At 58.0% G+C, this 1,136-nt stretch carries 1 protein-coding gene; it reads left to right on the top strand.

Annotated features, from left to right (window positions below):
• The first annotated feature begins 64 nt into the window (after window positions 1–64).
• On the top strand, window positions 65–1,060 hold the full coding sequence (locus AAAB16_RS01730; protein WP_340661782.1) for a sulfate ABC transporter substrate-binding protein: 996 nt from the start codon (window positions 65–67) through the stop codon (window positions 1,058–1,060).
• Window positions 1,061–1,136 lie beyond the last annotated feature (76 nt).

Raw genomic sequence — 1,136 nt, forward strand, 5'->3', positions numbered from 1 at the left:
CCTCGGGCTTTTATCATCTGCCGGTTCACTCATAGACCATGGATACAGGACTAAGGAATTCTCGATGAAGCGACTGCTCTCCACCTCCCTGCTAGCTGCCAGCCTTGCCCTGGCCTCCAGCGTGCACGCGGCTACGTTGCTGAACGTCTCCTACGACGTCATGCGCGACTTCTACAAGGACTACAACGCCGCCTTCCAGAAGCACTGGCAGGCCGAGGGCAACCCCGAGCTGACCTTGCAGATGTCCCACGGTGGCTCGAGCAAACAAGCGCGTGCGGTGATCGATGGCCTGCAGGCTGATGTGATCACCATGAACATGGCCACCGACATCAACGCCCTGCACGACAACGGCAACCTGATTCCAGAAAACTGGGCCACCCGCCTGCCAGACAACAGCGCGCCATTTACCTCGGCCACGGTATTTATCGTGCGCAAAGGCAATCCCAAAGCCCTGAAAGACTGGCCAGACCTGCTGAAAAGCGGCGTAGAAGTGGTCGTACCCAACCCGAAAACCTCCGGCAACGGCCGCTACACCTACCTCTCTGCCTGGGGCTACGTGCTCAAGCAAGGCGGCGACGAAAAGGCCGCCCGCGAGTTTGTCGGAAAGCTGTTTAAACAAGCGCCAGTGCTCGACACCGGCGGCCGCGCCGCCACCACCACCTTTATGCAAAACAACATCGGCGACGTGCTGGTGACCTTTGAAAACGAAGCGGAAATGATCGCCCGTGAATTCGGCCGTGGCAGCTTTGAAGTGGTCTACCCGAGTGTGTCTGCCGAAGCTGAGCCGCCGGTAGCCGTGGTCGATAAAGTGGTCGAGAAAAAAGGCACGCGCAAAGAAGCCGAGGCGTACCTGAAGTACCTGTGGTCCGACGAAGGCCAACGCATCGCTGCCAATAACTACCTGCGTCCACGTAACGCGAAAATCCTCGCCGAGTACTCGGATCGCTTCCCCAAAGTCGACTTCTTGCCAGTGGTGAAAACCTTTGGTGAGTGGCCGGTGATTCAGAAAACCCACTTCAACGATGGTGGCGTATTCGACCAGGTGTACAGCGGCCAGTAACGGCTACTGCTCAACAGAAGCCTGGCCTCGCGCCGGGCTTTTTTATGTGCGTAAAACCTACGGGGCGCAGGCATAA

It is taken from the genome of Pseudomonas sp. (assembly GCF_037994325.1).
Classification (GTDB): Bacteria; Pseudomonadota; Gammaproteobacteria; order Pseudomonadales; family Pseudomonadaceae; genus Aquipseudomonas.